General features: G+C 38.1%; 19 protein-coding genes, 1 tRNA gene and 1 rRNA gene. All 21 read right to left on the bottom strand.

The features are described from left to right. Positions 1-127: 127 nt before the first annotated feature. The 21 genes from ACEPSS_RS04500 to ACEPSS_RS04400 all read right to left on the bottom strand — a co-directional run bounded on the left by ACEPSS_RS04500 (position 128) and on the right by ACEPSS_RS04400 (position 19,881). Positions 128-200: transfer RNA gene (locus ACEPSS_RS04500), tRNA-Ala, on the bottom strand. 69 nt (positions 201-269) lie between these two features. Continuing rightward, positions 270-1,847: ribosomal RNA gene (locus tag ACEPSS_RS04495) — 16S ribosomal RNA — on the bottom strand. A 439-nt stretch (positions 1,848-2,286) separates the two neighbouring features. Continuing rightward, positions 2,287-3,042 (bottom strand): DUF4811 domain-containing protein, encoded by a 756-nt coding sequence (locus tag ACEPSS_RS04490; RefSeq protein WP_395317786.1) that lies wholly within the window; start codon positions 3,040-3,042, stop codon positions 2,287-2,289. Continuing rightward, complete coding sequence (locus tag ACEPSS_RS04485; RefSeq protein ID WP_395317784.1) at positions 3,042-4,520, bottom strand: MDR family MFS transporter; 1,479 nt, start codon at positions 4,518-4,520, stop codon at positions 3,042-3,044. Before ACEPSS_RS04485 ends, ACEPSS_RS04490 begins: the two co-directional genes overlap by 1 nt. Before the next feature lie 135 nt (positions 4,521-4,655). Beyond that, positions 4,656-5,354: a 2,3-diphosphoglycerate-dependent phosphoglycerate mutase gene (locus ACEPSS_RS04480; RefSeq protein ID WP_395317782.1), complete on the bottom strand. Its 699-nt coding sequence runs from the start codon at positions 5,352-5,354 to the stop codon at positions 4,656-4,658. 55 nt (positions 5,355-5,409) lie between these two features. Then, on the bottom strand, positions 5,410-6,489 hold the full coding sequence (locus ACEPSS_RS04475; protein WP_395317780.1) for an AI-2E family transporter: 1,080 nt from the start codon (positions 6,487-6,489) through the stop codon (positions 5,410-5,412). A gap of 16 nt (positions 6,490-6,505) precedes the next feature. Then, positions 6,506-7,318: a hypothetical protein gene (locus ACEPSS_RS04470; protein ID WP_395317778.1), complete on the bottom strand. Its 813-nt coding sequence runs from the start codon at positions 7,316-7,318 to the stop codon at positions 6,506-6,508. A 129-nt stretch (positions 7,319-7,447) separates the two neighbouring features. Next, entirely contained in the window at positions 7,448-7,780 is a 333-nt protein-coding gene (locus ACEPSS_RS04465; protein ID WP_395317776.1) for an AzlD domain-containing protein, read from the bottom strand. Between the two features lie 14 nt (positions 7,781-7,794). Continuing rightward, positions 7,795-8,565 (bottom strand): AzlC family ABC transporter permease, encoded by a 771-nt coding sequence (locus ACEPSS_RS04460; protein ID WP_395320492.1) that lies wholly within the window; start codon positions 8,563-8,565, stop codon positions 7,795-7,797. Positions 8,566-8,730: 165 nt separating this feature from the next. Further along, on the bottom strand, positions 8,731-9,894 hold the full coding sequence (locus ACEPSS_RS04455; protein WP_395317774.1) for a sensor histidine kinase: 1,164 nt from the start codon (positions 9,892-9,894) through the stop codon (positions 8,731-8,733). Between the two features lie 2 nt (positions 9,895-9,896). Then, positions 9,897-10,583 (bottom strand): response regulator transcription factor, encoded by a 687-nt coding sequence (locus ACEPSS_RS04450; protein ID WP_395317772.1) that lies wholly within the window; start codon positions 10,581-10,583, stop codon positions 9,897-9,899. A 137-nt stretch (positions 10,584-10,720) separates the two neighbouring features. Continuing rightward, entirely contained in the window at positions 10,721-11,455 is a 735-nt protein-coding gene (locus ACEPSS_RS04445) for a DUF1129 family protein (protein ID WP_395317770.1), read from the bottom strand. A gap of 8 nt (positions 11,456-11,463) precedes the next feature. Then, positions 11,464-12,564: a redox-regulated ATPase YchF gene (ychF, locus tag ACEPSS_RS04440; RefSeq protein WP_395317768.1), complete on the bottom strand. Its 1,101-nt coding sequence runs from the start codon at positions 12,562-12,564 to the stop codon at positions 11,464-11,466. A gap of 17 nt (positions 12,565-12,581) precedes the next feature. Then, on the bottom strand, positions 12,582-12,770 hold the full coding sequence (locus tag ACEPSS_RS04435) for a DUF951 domain-containing protein (protein WP_395317766.1): 189 nt from the start codon (positions 12,768-12,770) through the stop codon (positions 12,582-12,584). 12 nt (positions 12,771-12,782) lie between these two features. Continuing rightward, positions 12,783-13,664 carry a ParB/RepB/Spo0J family partition protein gene (locus ACEPSS_RS04430; RefSeq protein ID WP_395317764.1) on the bottom strand — a complete coding sequence of 294 codons (882 nt, stop codon included), beginning with the start codon at positions 13,662-13,664 and terminating at the stop codon, positions 12,783-12,785. Then, a complete protein-coding gene (locus tag ACEPSS_RS04425; RefSeq protein ID WP_395317762.1) occupies positions 13,654-14,421 on the bottom strand; it encodes a ParA family protein in 768 nt (255 codons plus the stop codon). The genes ACEPSS_RS04430 and ACEPSS_RS04425 overlap by 11 nt, the downstream gene beginning before the upstream one ends. A 15-nt stretch (positions 14,422-14,436) precedes the next feature. Further along, positions 14,437-15,159 carry a 16S rRNA (guanine(527)-N(7))-methyltransferase RsmG gene (gene rsmG / locus ACEPSS_RS04420; protein WP_395317760.1) on the bottom strand — a complete coding sequence of 241 codons (723 nt, stop codon included), beginning with the start codon at positions 15,157-15,159 and terminating at the stop codon, positions 14,437-14,439. 131 nt (positions 15,160-15,290) lie between these two features. Beyond that, positions 15,291-17,210: an AAA family ATPase gene (locus ACEPSS_RS04415; protein ID WP_395317758.1), complete on the bottom strand. Its 1,920-nt coding sequence runs from the start codon at positions 17,208-17,210 to the stop codon at positions 15,291-15,293. A 15-nt stretch (positions 17,211-17,225) separates the two neighbouring features. Continuing rightward, complete coding sequence (rihC, locus tag ACEPSS_RS04410; protein WP_395317756.1) at positions 17,226-18,140, bottom strand: ribonucleoside hydrolase RihC; 915 nt, start codon at positions 18,138-18,140, stop codon at positions 17,226-17,228. After that, positions 18,140-18,523, bottom strand: coding sequence for a tautomerase family protein (locus ACEPSS_RS04405; protein WP_395317754.1), 384 nt, complete (start codon positions 18,521-18,523; stop codon positions 18,140-18,142). The genes rihC and ACEPSS_RS04405 overlap by 1 nt, the downstream gene beginning before the upstream one ends. 95 nt (positions 18,524-18,618) lie before the next feature. Then, positions 18,619-19,881 carry a NupC/NupG family nucleoside CNT transporter gene (locus ACEPSS_RS04400; protein WP_395317752.1) on the bottom strand — a complete coding sequence of 421 codons (1,263 nt, stop codon included), beginning with the start codon at positions 19,879-19,881 and terminating at the stop codon, positions 18,619-18,621. Positions 19,882-19,911: the final 30 nt, after the last annotated feature.

The following is a 19,911-nucleotide window of genomic DNA, read 5'->3' as shown; positions in this document are numbered from 1 at the left end:
AAAACTAATTAAAAAACTCAAAAATAACACAATGGTTATTTCTCGGTTCAATTATATAAAAATATAATTATTACAGAAAATAATATTATCTAGTTTTCAAAGAACAAAATTGACACATTAGTGTCAATGGAGAATAGCGGGATCGAACCGCTGACCCCCTGCTTGCAAAGCAGGTGCTCTCCCAGCTGAGCTAATTCCCCATATAAGAGTAGATACTCTCAAAACTGACCAAGATTTTGATTAATGTAAGGTTCCGAATTATTCCTTAGAAAGGAGGTGATCCAGCCGCAGGTTCTCCTACGGCTACCTTGTTACGACTTCACCCTAATCATCTGTCCCACCTTAGGCGGCGGACTCCTAAAAAGGTTATCCAACCGACTTTGGGTGTTACAAACTCTCATGGTGTGACGGGCGGTGTGTACAAGACCCGGGAACGTATTCACCGTGGCATGCTGATCCACGATTACTAGCGATTCCAACTTCATGCAGTCGAGTTGCAGACTGCAATCCGAACTGAGAACGACTTTAAGAGATTAGCTTGACCTCGCGGTTTCGCAACTCGTTGTATCGCCCATTGTAGCACGTGTGTAGCCCAGGACATAAGGGGCATGATGATTTGACGTCGTCCCCACCTTCCTCCGGTTTATCACCGGCAGTCTCTCTAGAGTGCCCAACTTAATGCTGGCAACTAAAGACAAGGGTTGCGCTCGTTGCGGGACTTAACCCAACATCTCACGACACGAGCTGACGACAACCATGCACCACCTGTCATTCTGTCCCCGAAGGGAAGGTCTAATCTCTTAGATTGGCAGAAGATGTCAAGTCCTGGTAAGGTTCTTCGCGTAGCATCGAATTAAACCACATGCTCCACCGCTTGTGCGGGTCCCCGTCAATTCCTTTGAGTTTCAACCTTGCGGTCGTACTCCCCAGGCGGAATGCTTAATGCGTTAGCTGCGGCACTGAAAGGCGGAAACCTTCCAACACCTAGCATTCATCGTTTACGGCATGGACTACCAGGGTATCTAATCCTGTTTGCTACCCATGCTTTCGAGCCTCAGCGTCAGTTACAGACCAGATAGCCGCCTTCGCCACTGGTGTTCCTTCATATATCTACGCATTTCACCGCTACACATGAAGTTCCACTATCCTTTTCTGCACTCAAGTTTATCAGTTTCCGATGCACTTCTCCGGTTAAGCCGAAGGCTTTCACATCAGACTTAATAAACCGCCTGCGCTCCCTTTACGCCCAATAAATCCGGACAACGTTTGCCACCTACGTATTACCGCGGCTGCTGGCACGTAGTTAGCCGTGACTTTCTGGTTAGATACCGTCATACCGTGAGCAGTTACTCTCACAGCTGTTCTTCTCTAACAACAGAGTTTTACGAGCCGAAACCCTTCTTCACTCACGCGGCGTTGCTCCATCAGACTTTCGTCCATTGTGGAAGATTCCCTACTGCTGCCTCCCGTAGGAGTATGGGCCGTGTCTCAGTCCCATTGTGGCAGATTACCCTCTCAGGTCTGCTACGTATCATCGCCTTGGTGAGCTATTATCTCACCAACTAGCTAATACGCCGCGGGTCCATCCAGAAGCACTAGCACAAAGGCCAGCTTTGAAACAAGAACCATGTGGTTCTTGTTGTTATACGGTATTAGCATCTGTTTCCAGGTGTTATCCCCTTCTTCTGGGCAGGTTACCCACGTGTTACTCACCAGTTCGCCACTCAGTCGGATCCAAAATCATCTTGGTGCAAGCACCAAGAATCAAATGGGCGACTTCGTTCGACTTGCATGTATTAGGCACGCCGCCAACGTTCGTCCTGAGCCAGGATCAAACTCTCATTTTAGAAATGAGAACTTTACTAGCTCTTATTTATTTGTTTTTGCAAATTGACATTGCATGTTTGTTTAATTTTTAAACTAAGTTTAAAAATTATCCTTACACTTTATTGTAATCAAAATCTTGTTCAGTTTTCAAAGATCTACTCAAGCACCATTTACAGTGCATATAATATATTACTCGGAAAGAACTAACTTGTCAACAACTTTTAATAACTTTTTTTAAAATTATAAATTGTTAAATCAACTCGTCCTTAACGAACGATTACTATCATATAATGAAAAATTAAAAATGTCAACAGTCAAGGTCAAAAAAAGTCAATTTTTTCAAATAAATTAATTTCAATCACCAGCTATTTCATTTTAAAGCTAACTGACTGAAACCAAAATTAATTTTTCAAACAAAAAAGGACCTCACCAAATGTGAAGTCCTTTTATAAAATCAACCTATTTAAGGTTCATTTCAGCAGCAACTTTTTGAGAAAGTTGTGCCATCGATTGTGCTTTGGCTTGTGCCTGAAATTCTGAAGCATATTGTTTACTTAATTTTTGTTTTTGTGCATCTGTCATCTTAGGATCTTTTTGCATTGCAGCAGTTAACTTACTTTGTACAAATTCTTCACCCTTCGCTTTGGCAGCTGCCATTGCTTCAGGAGTTTGCATTGCTTTAGCTTCTGCTTGCATCTTAGCACCAAATTCCTTCGCTTGAACAGGTGTCATCACAAGTACTCCGCGTTTAACTGCAAACGTTTTGGTTTGTTTAACTAACTCATGCTTTTGGGCAAAGCCAAACATGGCCTTATAAAAACCATTCTTGTAAACCCAATAAGTACTCTTGGTTACAAGTTGGTTTTTTGCAGCATTTTCTTTAATTAAATTTTTCGTATCCATCGTTGGCTTAGCAACAGTGGGTTTCTTTTGGTTAGCTTTTTGGTTATAAATTACCGCTTGCTCAGTTCCATCTGTCCCAATCGGCTGTTTTAAAATCATCATTTGTTTAACTGGAACAATTTCCGTTCTGGTCACGATGGTTTCTTTTTCCATTCCCAAGTGGTTTTTAAAGTTACCAAGCATCGCAAGCACTGATAGGATTGCTAAAATGGCAAAAAAGACTCCAGTAATGTTAGAGATTTTTTGATTAGAAATTAAATTCCAGCAAAGAAAAAATGCTAATACGGAAATGGTTAATAATACAAAAATCATTATTTATTTTCCCCCTTACCTATTTTAGCGGACGTAACATGCCCATTTTTCAACATAAAGCCAGCAAAGAAAGCGACTGCAGTAATTCCAAAGGCAATCGCAAAGGCTGCTGAATAACCCTTTAAAGTTGCGTTAATGGCTAAACTTCCATAGTGAATTGGGTTAAGCTTCATTAAATGTTTGGCGGGCATGTTATCAGTGGTTACATTAGCAAGAATTGAGACCATGATGGCAGTTGCAATTGATCCACAAATTTGCCGAACGGTATTATTAACTGCCGTTCCATGACCCATCATCTTAACTGATAAGGCATTCATTCCGGACGTCGTAACTGGCATCATTGCCATAGCTACCCCAAACATCCGAATTACATAGAGCATCGTAATGTAGTGAACCGGTGTTGTTTTAGTTAAGAACATAAATGGGAAGGTTCCTAGTGAAAGTAGGAATAATCCCCCAATTGCTAATTTTTTAGCCCCATATTTATCAAAAATCTTACCAGTAAAGGGACTCATAATCCCCATCATAATGGCACCTGGTAAAAGGGTTAAACCAGAATCAAAGGCCGTCATTCCACGTACAATTTGGAGATAAAGAGGCACAATCATTTCTACCCCAATCATCGCCATGAAGACAATCGATGCAATCATGGTAGAGATACTAAATTCAGCTGACTTGAACACACTAAGGTTCAAGAATGGATCTTTCATGGTTAATTGACGCCAAACGAATAATCCAACAAAAATCGCTCCAATAACTAATGAGACAATCACTGTTTGACTACCCCAGCCGTCACCACCAACTGAAGAAAATCCATAAAGCGCACTACCAAAACCAACGGTCGAAAGAATTAAAGAAATTACATCTAATTTGGATTTTTCCGTCTTAAGGACGGGTTTAATGTAAAACAAACCCAAGATTAAAACCATTCCGGCAATTGGAATCAACATTCCAAATAAATCACGCCATTGGTAATTATCAATGATCCATCCAGAAAGCGTGGGTCCAATTGCAGGAGCAAGTCCGATTACCATTCCGGCCATTCCCATGGCAGCTCCCCGTTTATCAGCTGGGAAAATGGTTAGCATCACCGTTTGAAGTAGTGGCATGATTACCCCTACTCCAACGGCTTGAACCAACCGACCAGCAAATAAAACTTCAAACGATGGTGCCATGTAGGCCATGATGGTCCCAATTTCAAAAATTAGCATGGCGCCTAAATAAAGCCACTTCGTATTAAATCTAGTACTTAGCCACGCACTAACTGGGATCAAAATCCCATTTACCATCATAAATCCAGTAGTTAACCACTGAACGGTTGAGGTATTGATATGAAACGCATCCATTAGAGTTGGAAAAGCGGTTGCTAAAATTGTTTGATTTAAAATGGCCACAAAGGCTCCGACTAAGAGCAAAAGGACAAACATCGTACGATTGTATGGTTTCCCCTTTGCATCAATAGCTTGATTATTATTCATATAAAATTCCCCCATGTATATTTATAAACGTACTTTCAATGATACGACCATTTTTAAGATTGTCAAGTAATCTGACAATTGTTTTTAGCCAACAAAAAAGCCTGTACTCTTTAAAGTACAAACCTTTTTAATTAATTATCTGTTTTCGTCTAACTTAGTTTTGCTTACGATGTTTAAGTTTTCATCAATATCGTAAACAATTGGATCACCAGTTGCGATTTCTACATCCATGATATCTTCATCAGAAATACCTTCGATGTACTTAGTTAACGCACGTAATGAGTTACCGTGAGCAGCCACAATCACGTTCTTGTGGTCTAATAACTTAGGTGCAATTTCGTCTTGCCAGAAGGGAATAACTCGTTCCAAAGTGGTTTTAAGGTTTTCACCAGCTGGAATAGCACGTGGGTCTAAATCAGCGTAACGACGATCTTTAGTTGCTGAACCTTCATCATCAGCACTCAATAATGGAGGTAAAACATCGTATGAACGACGCCAAATGTGAACTTGGTCAGGACCGTACTTTTCAGCAGCACGTTCTTTGTTGTGACCTTGTAAAGCACCGTAATGACGTTCGTTTAAGCGCCATGATTTCATTTCTGGAATCCATAATTGGTTACTTTCACCTAAAGCGTAATGTAAAGTGTTAATGGCACGTTTTAAAACTGAAGTGTAAGCTTGGTCAAATTCAAGACCGGCATCAGCAATTAACTTACCAGCATGTTTAGCTTGCTTAACTCCTTCTTCACTTAGATCAACATCAACCCATCCAGTGAATTTGTTTGCTAAGTTCCATTCACTTTGTCCGTGACGAATTAAACATAATTTAGCCATTGTGTATACCTCTTTCGAATTAAAATCTATATTTAGGATCTGTTTCCATGATACATCATTTTCCAAATTTTTTTAACAATTTTGTCAAGAACCCCGGATTTTTTTCGCGATCTTGATGAACTTGATCAACCTTTTGAACTCCAAAAACATCTAAGAAGAACGTAAAAATTGGTACTGATACAATCAATCCCCAGGTTCCTAAGAAATGTTCTCCAATTAACAACACGACAAACGTGTAAAAAATCGGAAGTTCTGTGCGGGCTGACATAAATTTCGGATTTAAAATGTAAGCTTCAATGGCATGAACCACTAAAATAATGATCACAATGTACAGGATGTATTTCAAGCCCCCTACGGCATAGCCGGCAATCGCTAAAGGAACCATTGACACAATCACCCCTGCAACGGGAATCAAGCTTAAAAAGAAAATCATAATTGAGAATAGTGCTAACTCCGGCATCTGCATAAAAGCTAAACAAATCGTCGTAATTACGGTATTACAAATGGCGATAAAAAATTGGGCCTCTAAGACCACGCCAAAGGTTTTGATAAAGATATTTCCAAAGTACTGAAGGTCTTGAAAGAACCAACCAAAGGTACTATCAAGAAATTTTTCGGAAAATTGTTTGGTTTGTTTTAACTCTAAGGTGAAGAAAAAACTGAGTAGCAATGACATAAAGAGCGCTAGTCCAATCGTGCCAATGCTAGTCACGTAGGTCCAAATCAAGCCCAAACTATCTTGGATTTGGCTCGGTACGTTGACGGTGTGCATTAATTTAATGACCACTTCTCGAATTTGGGGATTAGTAATGCGTCGGGGATGTTGATAAAAGTCAACTAATTGTTTTGTGTATTTGGCTGCTTGATCAGCAATCGTTGGTAAATAATTAATCGCTGCATATGCAATTAAGCCTACCAATAAAGCATAAATGATAATCACTAAGATTGGGGTCGGAATTTTAAGTCGTCGCCGAATCGCGACCACTAATTTAGTTACTAAGAGCGTAAAGATGAACGTTAATAACACAGTCGTCATCAAATCACGGCAAAAGTAAACTACTGAAATAATTAACAGCAATACACAAATTCTTCTTAAACGGACATTATTAATAAAATTATTCCAATGTGTTTGCATCTATTTCTCCTATCAATTAATTAAATCGGTTTGCGTACTTTTCAGGGTTCGTGTAGACATTATATGGGTCAGTATCAGGACCATTAGAGTTATTTCCAACTGCCGGAGTAGAATTTGAATCACTATCAGTAAATCGATTAGCGTATTCCTGTGGATTCGTGTAAACATTGAATTTACTTAAATCAGTCTCGTTATTAGGATCCACATTGGTACTTACGGAACTCGCATCACTATTGGTTACTTGATTAACAGGCTTACTAATTTTTACATTCAGTGCTTTATCGTTTGATTTTTTTAAATCATTTGCCTTGACCACCACATCTTCGTAGTAAGCTTGCTTGATTTGCTCGTCTTGTAAAATTTGACTCAAGGTTCCATTAGAAAGCGCATAACTTTTAGCATTATGTTGTTCAACGGCAGTTTTATAAATTTCATTAAATTGTTGAATATTCTGATTTACTGAATTAATTAACTCAACTTTTTGTTGGGCTTGCTTTGCTAAATCAGTCGACCCATTTGCTGCATTCGCAACCATTTGAAACGAATCTTTCGCCGTTTGAAAATCATTTGCTTTTAGTTCACGTTCCCCATCCATAAACTTTTCCACTTGGCTCACAGAACCATTGGCAAGGTGCGAATCTGGTTTAGCCGAAAGCGCTTTTTTAAAGTCGGTTTTAGCTTGGTGGTAGTCTTGATTTTTTAAGGAGACGTTTCCTTTATCCAGATTGGTGCGGTACGTGGTTTCTTGATTGGCGTGATCGACGTACAGCCACCCGCCCACAGCAATTGCTACTACTAGGATAATCAATCCTGATATCCATTTCTTCATTAAACCCATTCCTCCGTACAAAAAATTAAAAGATTACGTTTACGTATCATTATATCATACACAGCCTTAATCTCATTTGATCCCAATCAAGCAAAAAAGCCCTAGCTTGTCAGCCAGAACTTTTTATTTTTAGAGAAACATTGCAAGGGCAAAAACTAACCCTAGTCCGATAATTACTGATAATGCCATGGAACGTGTCCAAAAGGCAATCGCAATGACGACGACACTAGAAATTAATTCAGGTAAATGACCCTGTAACGTAAAATCATAAGTTTTCGTAATAAATAAATCTTTAACTACCAAGGAAGTAAACAAACAAATTGGCACGAATTCCATCCATTCGTTAAACCACTTAGGAATTTTCCGGGTTCTAAAGATGTAGAGGGGAATAAATCGAGGTAATAAAGCTACAAAAAAACAAAGTATTACTAACAGAAAATGTTGCCATCCGTTCCATTCCATTTTTTATTTCTCCTCTAATCTTCTTTAGGCGATCCCGCTGGATTTTTGAACATCTTAATCCAACGACTCTTGTGGTGGGTTTTCATCCAACGACGTCTGAGATAGTTATCAATTAGGAACCCAATAAATGAAGCTACTAAGGTAGAACAAACTAATCCTAAGGTTGACTTAGTCAACGTCAAGAAGAAAATTGCTAAACCAGCAGCTACAAATGCAATTAAAATTTTCAAATAGGATTTAACCTGCATCACAATCATAAAGAGAAATAGCGCCGTTAACGCAAAATGAACGACCGTTAAATCAATGTGAATTGCGGTTCCAAGTAAACTCCCAATGACGTTACTAATGGTCCAAAAGGATAATGACCAATGCTCGATTTGAAGGGCATCTTTCGTCGTAAATTTCTTATCAGTGGAAAACTTCAAATAATTTACGGCGTAGTTTTCATCATTCATCGAAGCCGAAAATAAAAGGGTAAACCACGTACTTTGCCCGTGTAAATACTTCGAGAGACTCGAACCTAATAACGCATATCTTAATTCCAAGAAGAACAGCATCAATACAATTGTCAGTAATGGCGAATTAATCGTTAACATTGATGCAATTAAGAACTGGGCTCCCCCGGAAAAAACTAGTAGTGAAAGTAACAACGTGTTGAAAAAGTTAAAACCTGCTGCGTGCAATAAGATACCACTAGCCAAACCAATCGGAATGTAACTAATATCTAGCGGGAATGAAATCTGAAAGTTCCGGCGCCAGGCTGGAACTTCTGGATTCGCTACCATTTTTGTCAATTGAAATCCTCCAAATAGTGACTTCAGCTTAAATTATACTTTATATCCAATACTTTAATTATATTGTATGTAGCTCAAATAAAAAACCATTTAATCGATATTTGTTAAAAAAGTTTCTCGGAAACCGAATACAAAATAAAAGAGCTAACCTTGTGATTAGCTCTGTTGCATCGTTTGTTTCCCTTTAATCGGTAAAGTAAACACAAATGAAGTTAAGCGATCATTGGAAGTTACCTTAATGGAACCACCTTGATTTTGAATGATTTCTTTTACAATCGCTAACCCTAGTCCACTACCACCAGTATTAGTGTTGCGTGAACTTTCTTCCCGGTAAAACCGTTCAAAAATTCGTTCGGTGACACTTGCCGGAATTTTCTTACCGTCATTAGCAACCGTAAACTGAACCTGATCACCTTTAACTTTGGCACTCAGCGTAATCTTTTTTGCCCCTTCACCATAGGCAATCGCATTCGTAATTAGGTTATTAAAGATTCGCCCGACCAGTTCGGCATTTGACGACATCAACACATCTTTTTTTAGCGGTTTGACCACAATTTTGATGCCCTTTTTTTCCGCTTCTAACGCAAAAGAAGTTTCTAATTGGGTTAATAATTGATTAACATCAATCGGATTTAGCTCCAATTGCCGTTGTTTTAGATTATTTGCCTTAGTGTACTCAAATAATTGATCCACTAGCAATTTCATTTGTTGGGCTTTTTCGTAAGCAATCTTACAGTACTTCAACAAATCAGCTTCTGATTGGTATTGGTGCTCTTCAACTAACCCTAAATATCCAATAATCGACGTTAACGGCGTGCGCAAATCATGACTCACACTGGTAACTAGCTCATCTTTGGATTTCTCAATTCGCCGTTCATCTTCCATCGACTTAATCACATTATCAACCAAGAAATTCACGCTCGTAACCACCCGTTCGTTGTCTCCCGTGAGCTGAAACGGAATTTTATGTTCAAAATGACCATCTGAAATGTAGTGTAATTCATCAATGATGCGGCTAATTTCAATTCGTTTATAAATTCGAATTAAGCGCCACCACACCACTAAGCAATCAATCCCTAACATGATTAGCCAAAAGAGCCCTTCCCAACTAAGCAGTGGTTGTTGAAAGGGACCGAACGTCACGGATTGTTTAATGATGAAAATTCCATCCGTAACCCCTTGATTATTCCGAATAAAGTTAACCAAAATGTTTCCCACTGCAAAGTCGACTAAGAGCAGCAAGCCCATGGTTAAAAAACCTTCAATCCACAGTTCTTGGCGCTCATTGCGTTTAAGTTTGAAACTCGAATTCGTTTTCACGACTAACCTTCAACCTTGTAGCCGACACCCCAAACGGTTTTGATGATGTCTTTTCCATCAGTTGCTTCTTCAATCTTGTCCCGTAAATGACTCATGTGCACCATGACGGTTTTAGCTGAAATGACACTTTCTTGTTTCCAAACTCGTTCAAAGATTTCATCAGCGGAGAAAACTCGGTTAGGATGACTAGCCAATAAGTATAAAATGCCAAATTCGATGGCGGTTAATTGAATCTTAGTCCCATTTTCGGTAGTAACTTCGTGGGAATCTTTATTAATCTTAAGCCCATCAATTTCAATCACATCTGGTTCATCGTTCGTCACGTTGTTTTGACTACGCCGTAACAATGAATGAACTCGTGCCATTACCTCTAGCGGATTAAAGGGTTTGGTCACGTAATCATCGGCTCCAGAAGTTAGGCCTTGAATTTTATCCATGTCTTCTGTCTTAGCTGAAAGCACAATAATCGGAACTTGAGAATCTTTTCGAATTTCATTGATAACTTCAATTCCACTCATTCCAGGCATCATAATATCCAAAATTACTAAACCAATGTCACTATTGGTATGCAACATGGAAAGGGCTTCTTCCCCGTTATAAGCAGCAAGTGGAGTGTAACCTTCATTTTTAATGTAAATCTCTAATAATTGAGCAATTTCACGATCATCATCGACAACTAATATTTTCATAATTTAATAAATCCTTTCTGAATCTGACTTTTAATTAATTCTAACCAAAAGAATTCTCAAAAGAAAGTAAATGGCGCGATTATAAGAAAAACTTAGCAATTAAAAAAGCCCTTTTCCGCAGAAAAAGACTTTTAAAATTAGCGACGACCAGCGAATAAACCACTTGTAATCGTATATTTGGTCCGCATGTATAATACTCCAACTAAGGCTAATACCCCAATTACCACATCAACAATTGGTGAGACCACAGGATTCAAGCCTGCAGGTAATAAGTTAGTACCATAGAAGACGATCATCCAAATCATAAATAGTAATACCATCATGATTGAACGAATCAAACCATTATATTTGTGTTTTACTCCCGGCGCAAATAATTGGGTAATAACTGGCATCCCAATTCCAGCCACGACTGAAGAGAGAATGATACTCGTGATTCCTGCCACTCCTCCTTGTTTAGCTTGTGCTGGTGACACCCAAAACATGGCTGCATACATAAAACTAAAGAGAATTAAGAACCACAAAACGTTGTAACTTGCATCAATTACATAGCGTTCCCTAGTCATTGGACCGGCTGGTTTACGGGGTGGGTTAACCGTCAATGTCACTTTTTCAGTAACTGTTCCATAAAGCCCTTTCGCAGTAATCCCCTTCTTTTGGGCTGCGATAACTTCATTAATCATCGTTTTAATGGTCTCAGCTTGTTTTTCAGCTGGGACATTAGTTTCTGCTAAAGCAGCTTTAAACCGAACTAGGTATTCGATGTTGCGTTTCGTTAATCCTAACTGATCGAATTCTTCATAAGTCGCTTTTCGACCCTTGTTACGTCGCTGTTGGGCCGCTGCATTGCGTTGGTTTTTTTCTAAATCGCTCATGTTTTCTCCTATACGTTGAAACGGAAGTTCACGATGTCACCATCTTGCATGACATATTCTTTTCCTTCAACTCGTAATTTACCAGCTTCTTTCACTGCTTGTTCACTACCTAATTCGTCAAGGTCCGTAAATGACATTACTTCAGCTCGAATAAAGCCTCGTTCAAAGTCAGAATGAATAATTCCAGCAGCTTGCGGTGCCTTGGTGCCCTTTAAATAAGTCCAAGCTTTGGTTTCTTTTCCACCAGCAGTGAAAAAGGTTTCCAGGCTTAATAGTTTATAAGCAGCCCGAATTAATTTATCTAAACCAGGTTCTTCCACCCCAGCTGCATCCAAAAATTCTTGTTTATCAGCATCATCAAGTTCTGCAATTTCTTCTTCACTCTCTGCCGCAATTCCAATGGCTTCGGCGCCGTGATCATTCGCGTATTTTTTAACTGCTTGGAATAATTGATCAGCTTCAGGATCACCCATCGAGTCTTCGCTAATATTAGCAACGTAAAGCACTGGTTTAGAAGTTAATAAAAAGAAGCCTTTAACGATTTTTTGTTCTTCTTCATCTAAAGCAACATCGCGAACTGATCCACCAGCTTCGAGCACTGGTTTAATTTTTTCAATTACGGCTAATTGTTCTTTAGCTTCATCATCATTTCCCTTAGCAGCCCGTTCCACTTTGGCCAAGCGTTTATTAACCGCTTCCAAATCAGAAAGGCTCAGTTCTAAGTTAATGGTTTCAATATCAGCTACGGGATCAACTTTATTAGCCACGTGGGTAATGTTGTCGTCTTCAAATGCCCGGACCACGTGCACAATCGCGTCTACTTGCCGAATGTTTTCTAAGAATTTATTTCCCAGTCCTTCACCTTTACTGGCACCCTTTACAATCCCAGCAATATCAGTAAATTCAAAGGTCGTAGGTACCACCTTCTTAGCCGGAATCAATTCTTGAATTCGGTCTAACCGTTTATCAGGAACTTCCACCATTCCCACGTTTGGATCAATTGTAGCAAACGGATAGTTCGCCATTTCAGCTCCCGCTTTTGTAATCGCATTAAATAAGGTTGACTTACCGACGTTTGGCAAGCCTACAATTCCAGCAGTTAGTGCCATTTATCATTACCTCTTTCTTATTCTTCAGTATGTTTTTCTAAGACTTTTTTCATCCGTTTTTCGAATTGACGGCGGGTCATCATCACTAAATGATCACAACCTAAACATTCTAATTTAATATCAGCACCCATCCGAATAATTTCCCAGCGGTTCGTGCCACAAGGATGGGCTTTTTTCATTTCCACCACATCGTGTAGTTCGTACATAAAAATCGCTCCTTAGTCCAAATGAATATCAAGTAATGCCAAAATTCGCGTTAAATCAGCATTCGAAAGGTAGTCAATTTCAATCTTACCTTTGCCTGATTTAGGCCGAGTTTCATTAATCGCCACGCGGGTTCCAAATTTATCTTGTAACCGGTCTTCCCCTTCACGTAAATAGGGAGATTTTTTAAGTTGGTTAGTCTTTTTCTTCTTATCTGTCTTAGGATTCAAAGCGTTAATTAATTTTTCTAATTGACGAACCGTTAACGTTTCATCAGCGGCCTTTTTGGCTAATTTAATTAATTCAGTTTTATTTTTAACGGCCAATAAAGTCCGGGCTTGTCCCATTGAAAGTTGCCCTTTTTGTAACATCGTCTTCACTTCAGGAGGCAAGTTTAATAAACGAAGATAGTTGGCAATATATGGTCGGCTTTTGCCTAACCGCCGCGAAACTTCGACCTGGGTAATATCAAGATGAGTCATCAACATTTCGTATGCTTTAGCTTCTTCTAACGGATTTAAATCTTCCCGTTGTAAGTTTTCCATGACGGCAATTTCCATCATTTGTTCATCCGTCGCATCACGCACAATTGCTGGAATCGTTTCTTTGCCAGCTGCTTTGGAAGCTCTAAACCGGCGTTCTCCGGCTAAAATTTCAAATTTAGTTTCTTTTTTGTTGGGCTGACGCACGATAATTGGCTGAAAAACGCCCGATACCTTAATTGATTCAGTTAAATCATTTAAAGCACGCTTATCAAACTTCTTTCGTGGTTGATAAGGATTCGGAATTAAGTTTTCCAAATTCAACGTTTGGACTGCTTCATCGCTCAAATTGATATCATTGTCGTCAAATAAGGCATCCAGTCCACGACCAAGCCCTTTACTATTATTTGTCATTGGCAGCTAACACTTCCTTTGTCAATTTCATGTACACTTTGGCACCTTTTGATTTTGGATCGTAGTCAATAATGGGAAGCCCGTGGGATGGTGCTTCTGAAAGGCGGACGTTCCGGGGAATGATACTCGTGTAAACTTTTTCTTTGAAAAATTTACGGACTTCTTCGTTAACTTGGGCCCCTAAATTAGTCCGAGCGTCATACATCGTAAGGAGTACTCCTTCAATGTATAAATCAGGATTAAAGTGTTTTTGCACCAGGTGCACCGTATTCAATAATTGACTTAACCCTTCGAGGGCATAGTATTCACTTTGCACCGGAATTAAAATCGAATCACTGGCCGTAAAGGCATTAATCGTAATCAACCCTAAGGAAGGAGGACAATCAATCAACACAAAGTCATACTGATCATCAATCTGTTTTAACGCATTTTGTAATCGAGTTTCTCGGGCCATCTGGGGAGTTAACTCAATTTCTGCTCCAGAAAGTTGAATGGTCGCTGGAACAATGTCTAAGCCTTCCCGAGCGGAATGCATAATGACATGTTCAATTGGTTCTTCATTAACTAAAACATCATAAACATCTTGTTGAATGTCTTGTTTGCTAATCCCAACTCCACTAGTCGCATTGCCTTGGGCATCAGAATCAACAATCAAAACGCGTTTTCCTTCACTAGCTAAGCCAGCGCCCAAATTGACGGCGGTCGTTGTCTTACCGACGCCACCTTTTTGGTTTGCTAACGCAATCACATGTGCCATGGTTTATGTCCTCCTTTATTTGATGGGTTCTTTATTGGGTGTTCCAGCTTTACGCGGATATTTAATCGGCGTTTTTCGGACCTTCTCAATTACAATAATATGACGCTCTTCATCATTTTCTGGTAATTTAAACGAAAAATCTTCCGTTACTTTACCACCAAGTACGTGAATGGCCTTGGTAGCATCTGCTAATTCTTCTGGTGCTTTAGCAGCTTTCATTGCAATTAATTTCCCACCAATTTTGACTAAGGGTAAACAAAGTTCGCTCATGACACTCAAGCGGGCTAGAGCGCGGGCCGTGGCTAAATCAAAGCTTTCGCGAGTTTTGGAGCGACGACCACCGAATTCTTCAGCGCGGGCATGAACAAGGTTCACACCCGTCAAACCTAATTGACTAACTAATTTTTGTAAGAAAACGATTCGTTTGTTAAGAGAATCCACAATCGTAACTTGTAAATCAGGGTTCACAATTTTTAACGGAATCGAAGGAAAACCCGCCCCGGCACCCACATCAACTAAACTTTTCGCTTCCTTTAAATCAGAAACGTAAAAAGCAGGTGAAATGGAATCGTAAAAATGCTTAAGGTATACGTCATTGCGTTCCGTAATGTTAGTTAAATTAACGTTTTGGTTATACTCCACTAACAATTCAAAGTAGTCTTTAAATTGTTGCATTTGCTGGTCAGATAACGCAAACCCTTGTTTGGCTAACGCCTGTCTAAATTCTTCTGGTGTCATCTGAAACTCCTAACTTTTTTAATCGATCAATAGTTGCACATCTATACTCCATTATAACTAAATTTTAAACTTTTAGTTAGCTAGAAAACAAAAAAGATTGGAGATTATCCAATCTTTTTCAGTCAACTACACTAATTTATTAATGATTTTTTTAAATCTTCACTAGAAATGTTAATAACATCGTTTCCATCTTCAATTGCATTTCTAATGGCCATTTTTTTGATAATTGTATCGTTTAAGTTTCTAATCCAACGACCATTACTATTATCATTATTTTTTGATAAGTTATTTCTAACTAAATGGCTATACTCTTTTTCATCAACTTTATATTCATTATTGCTTAGTTGTTTCAAACCAATTTCAATAAGTTCATCAACTGTGTAATCTTCAAAATCAAAAATATTCGGTATTCTACTTTTCAATCCAGAATTGGAATTTAAAAAATTTATCATTTCATCAGTATATCCAGCAAAAATGATTACAATATCATTTCGATGATCTTCCATGAATTTTAATATCTCATTTATTGATTCAATTCCGTAATCATTAGTTCCTCCAGAGGATAGAGTATACGCTTCATCAATGAATAAAATACCACCTAGGGACTTTTCCAAAACGTTTCTTGTCTTAGTTGCCGTCTGTCCAACATATTCAGCAACTAAATCTGAACGCGTAACTTCTACAAAATTATCATTATCAATAATTCCCTTATCATATAGTAATTCACCCAATATCCTAGCTACTGTGGTTTTACCTGTACCTGGATTTCCTTGAAACAATGAATGTAAAGTAACATCAGAATTTTTTATTCCTTGATCCGCACGTTTTTTATTAAACTGTGCAACTGCGATAAATTCTCCAATTTTATATTTAACACTTTTAATACCTACCATTTCATCTAATTTATCAAATGGTGATATATCGTATTTTCCATGTATTTCTTCAGATGAATTAATTATACCATTAGAAGATGAGTCTATAGAATTAGTAGATTTAATATCATTAAACCACTCAATATCACATTCTTGCCCCTTTATTATAAAATTACCATTTGTATCTTCTGCTAAAGAATTTCTATTATTATCAAATTCAAGAACTACAAGTGTTTTTACATTATAGTCAATAGTATTTTCTAATCTAATATTAGGATCTGTGATTCTTCCAAAAGCAAGTGTATCTATATTTAATTTAGAATTTCCGTAAGCACAAAGATTTATTTTTTCATCATTTTTACCAATAATACTTAAAAGATCAGAAGTTATACTTGAATTATTCATACTTATATACTCATTAATAGCCGTATTATTAGCAATGATACTAGTTAACTCTGCATTTATTGAATCTACTATTAAATCCTTTGATACAAATTTTGTATCATTAAGTTTGATAGTTGTATATTTACTTTTATAATTTTTAATTCTTGAATTTTCAATATCGATAACTGATTTTTCGCTTGCATCTATTACATAGTACATAAGACATTCTAAATCAGAGTTTTTAATTTTTAAATTTGAAAGATTTCTAACTTTTAAAGCTACATTAACTTCACTATCTTCAATTAGAACATTTGAATTTTCAACAAAAAAATTATAAGTTATTTTACTGTCATCTTTTGAACTTAAAATTAATTTATTAAAATTCACATTTGAATTGTTTTGAACTTTAATTATATTTTTTGAATTAGAACTTTCATCATAATCTTTAAAAAGAAATGTATTAATATTAACATTAGATGATTCCATTATAGTTAATCCAGTACCATCAACATTAGTCATATTCATTGCTAAGTTGTTTAAAGTAACATTAGCTCCATTTTTAACTAATATTGGACTTATAAAACTATCTAAAAGTAATTTTCCTTTTTTATTATGAATATTACCAGAAATTGTTATATTTTTATCAATAATAATATCATCATCAAATAAACAATTGTATCCTGAATCAAGCACAATAGTATCACCATTTTTTGAAGCTTCAAGTGCATCAAAAAAATCCCAAGTTGTTCTTTTTCTAATCCAATTTTTATCTTTTCCAACTAAAAAAGTTGTCATAAATTTCTCCAAAAATCATTTCATTTTCCGAACTTGTTCCTTAAACCAGTCATTAAACGCTTGGGCATCAATATCCAGACAAACTTCGGCATTCGTTTTACCATCATGATAAGCGCCACGGATGTCAGCCACCGTTTCTCCATTGGCGGGACCTTCCGTTTGAATATCAATCCACAATTTTTTCGTCGTCATGAATTCAGGATGCAACAAGTAAAAAATGGTGTTCACGTCGTGCATCGCTACTCCATGTTCGTTCCGGTCACCATCACTGATAATCAAATCATGAAGCATTTGTCCGGCTGGATTCATTGTTTCAATCTCAGCTAGGGTTTCAGGAGTCACTAACGCCTTATTGGTAACATCTAAGCCAACCATCACAATTGGGACTCCTGATTGGTACATCATCTTGGCTGCCTCAGGATCAGTGAAAACGTTAAATTCGGCGGCACTCGTCATATTTCCTCGACCTAAAGTTCCACCCATCGCAACGATTCCGGTTAATTTAGCCTTAACTTCGGGATATTCGGCAAAGAGTAAAGCGACGTTTGTGTATGAACCAGTCGCCACTAACGTAATTGGTTCGTCACTGGCCATAATCACCCGGTGCATTGCTTGCACAGCTGTTTCTGAAAGTGGCTTCGGTAACTCACCTTTAAATTCATAACCCCGCATGCCAGATTCACCATGAATCCGAGCGGCATCTTCAAACGGTTTAATTAAGGGTTGATCAGCACCAGCAGCTACCGGAATTTGGTCGCCTTTACCAAAAAAATTAATGATTTTCAAAGCATTAATGGTCGTCTTATCAACGGTCACGTTTCCAGCCACCGTCGTTACTAAGGCAACGTCTAGTTCTAGATGATTAATTGCAACAGAAAGAGCCGCAGCATCATCGATTCCAGGATCAGTATCCATGATAATTTTTGTCATTAGAGTTCTCCATCAAGAAATTGGTGTTTTCCTAAGCCAAAACTAAAGTCTTCGGCATGATTAGTCGCAAAGACAATCATTAAATCTTCGGGACGCAAGTTCATTTCCCGTTGAAAGGCTTCGACAGCAGCTTTTGCGTAGGCTTTCTTTTGACCAGATGTCCGTGGCGTTGAAAGAATTTGAATTAAAATGACATCTTCAGTTCTTTCAATCCCTAGTCCAGCATCTAATAAACACATTTCGTAAGGTTCATGTTGCGTTACAATTTGAAAACGGTCATCGGCTGGCACCCCAAAAGTATCACGAGTCACATCATAAGCAAGTTGCATCACTTGTTTAATTTGTTCAGGCGTTCTTCTTCCTTTAACTAAATCAATTCGCATAAGTGGCATCTTATTCACATCCATTTCTTTTTATTAAAGTCATTTTAACATATTGAAAACAAAAAAGAGCGGCACGCGGCCACTCTTCCAAGTTTTTACCAAACAAAGATTCCTACAATTCCAGCTGACATTAATGAAACTAAAATCCCAGACAAGAATAAGTAACCAATGTTTTTCGAAATCATATCATTCTTTTTCCGATCAACAATCCCTTTCAAACAACCAATGATCATTCCAACCGTACTAATGTTAGCAAACGAAGTTAGGAAGACCGTTAATTCAGCTTGGAAGTGACGGCTAAAGATGTGTAAGTTGTTAATCTTAGGTGCAATTTCACCCATTACCACGAATTCATTCGTTACCAATTTAGTTCCCATGTATTGGGCAAATTGGAACGCATGGTTAACATCAAGACCCATTAACCAAGCAAATGGGAACATGATTACCCCCAAAATGTGTTCAAGTGATAACCAAGGATTAATCAAACCAAGTAGTTTACTGATTAAAGCAGCTAAAGCAACAAACGCAATTACGTTCGCTACGATAATCAAGATCAACTTACCGGCTCCTAAAATTGAATCCCCTAAGAAAGAGAAGAATGGTTCTTTGGCTGGCTTACCTGGCTTGTCAGCAACCACTTCTTCTGCAATTTGTTTATCATCAGCAGGACTACCAATTTCATAAATCACATCTTCGGCAGGAGTAACTTTAACCGGGTTCAAAAGGTTGGTAATCACAATCGCATTTAAAATGTTCAACGGAATCGCCGTTAAAACATATTCACCTGGAACCATTTGGGCATAGGCACCCACCATCGCAGCGGTAATACATGACATTGACATCATCGCAATGGTCAATACCCGTTCGGGAGAAATGCGTTTTAATTGCACACTTGAAACGGCCATGGCTTCAGTGTTTCCTAAGAACATCATTTCAACTGCGTAAAATGATTCAAACTTAGGTTGACCAGTTACGTAAGCCATTCCACGACCAATCCATTTGATACAGAAGGGAAGAATCCCAAAGTAAGTTAAAATATCAAACATTGGCACAATCATCAAGATTGGAAGTAAAGCGGCGGTAAAGAAGTTCATTTGCTTAACATGCACCCAATCGGGAAAAGCAAAGGCAATCCCCGTATAAGAAATGTTAATTAGCCATTGGAACCCTTGAGCGGCACCTTTCACGATGTCACGACCCCAACTAAAGTTAGTCAAGAAGAAAGCTAAGACTAAGTTAAGTACTAAAACAACTAAAACTGAACGCCAGTTAATGCTTTTCCGATTCTTAGAAAATAAAACGGCAATTCCAAGAAAGACAAAAACACCAAGAATATTAACGAGCAAATAAGTGTTCATTAGATAGATTCCTTTCGAAAATCAGAGTAA

The organism is Fructilactobacillus frigidiflavus, from assembly GCF_044054575.1.
GTDB classification, from domain to species: Bacteria; Bacillota; Bacilli; order Lactobacillales; family Lactobacillaceae; genus Fructilactobacillus; species Fructilactobacillus frigidiflavus.
Note: the sequence above shows the minus strand (reverse complement) of the source record. Positions and strands in the feature narration are given on the sequence as shown.